We start from the raw sequence: 1,013 nt of genomic DNA, 5'->3' as shown, positions 1-1,013 counted from the left end.
CCCGAGGCGCTTCTTCAGGTCCGCCAGAGTCGCCCCGGCAGACGCCGCCAGCGTCGAGCCTGTGTGCCGCATGTCGTGGAACGTGAGGTGCTCCATGCCGACCTTCGTCCGAGCCCGAGTGAACGCCTGCCGAATGGCATCGCCGCGCATCGGCTGACCGGTACGGCCCACGAAAACCCGGTCCTTGCCCGCCCAGTTCTGCATGTGTTCGACCAGGAACGGCAGCACATGCGGTGGAATCACCACCGTCCGCTTCCCGGCGTCTGTTTTGGGGTCGTCATCGAACGCTTCCCCGGACTCCAGCAGCTCGACCCGGTTCTTCCGCACCGTGATCGTGCCGTGTTCAAGATCCACGTCCGCAACCCTCATGCCGCAGATCTCGCCGCGCCGAAGCGCCATCCACGCCGCGATCATCACGGCTGCGCGATACCGGGGAGTGATGGCCTCTACCAGGGCAAGGACTTGCGCCGGACTCGCAACCGGCCGTTCCTTCGCACGGTCGGAACCCGCACCGGGAACCTGACACGGGTTGCGTGCAATCGCACCATCGCGAACGGCGCTGTACATCACCGCCCGGAGAAACCGGTATGACTGCCGGATCGAGGTCTTGCCCCCGCTCCCCCGCATCGCCGCCGCGTACCACTCCCGTACAACCGGGGTCGTCAGCTCAGCAAGCGTCTTGCCCTCCAACGGCGCGAGGTGCAGCCGCAGGTTGCGAAGGCAGGTCTCACGCCAGCGAGGACCGATCTTCGGGCTATCCCGCAGATGTGCCCGCGCATAGTTGCCGAACGTCTCGCGTCCAAGCCCTTCGTTCAGCCAAGCGCCCCGGGACAGATCGGCTTCAACAAGCGTCAGCCAGCGGTCCGCCTCCGTCCGGTTCTTGAAGGTCTCGGGCGCGTTCTGACGTGTTCCGTCCGGTGCCGTGAACGATGCCTGCCACCGGCCCGAGGGCAGCTTCCGAACCTTGCCGAATCGCCGCCGTTGACGCCCCGTCATCACGCCACCCGCCCGGC

1 protein-coding gene is annotated in these 1,013 nt (G+C 66.7%); it reads right to left on the bottom strand.

What is annotated here, in order from left to right; translation table 11 throughout:
• Window positions 1–996 (bottom strand): site-specific integrase (locus Aru02nite_RS36275; protein WP_203665082.1); only part of this gene is annotated, 996 nt, incomplete at its 3' end.
• Window positions 997–1,013: the final 17 nt, after the last annotated feature.

The organism is Actinocatenispora rupis (assembly GCF_016861975.1).
Lineage (GTDB): Bacteria > Actinomycetota > Actinomycetes > Mycobacteriales > Micromonosporaceae > Actinocatenispora > Actinocatenispora rupis.
Note: the sequence above shows the minus strand (reverse complement) of the source record. Positions and strands in the feature narration are given on the sequence as shown.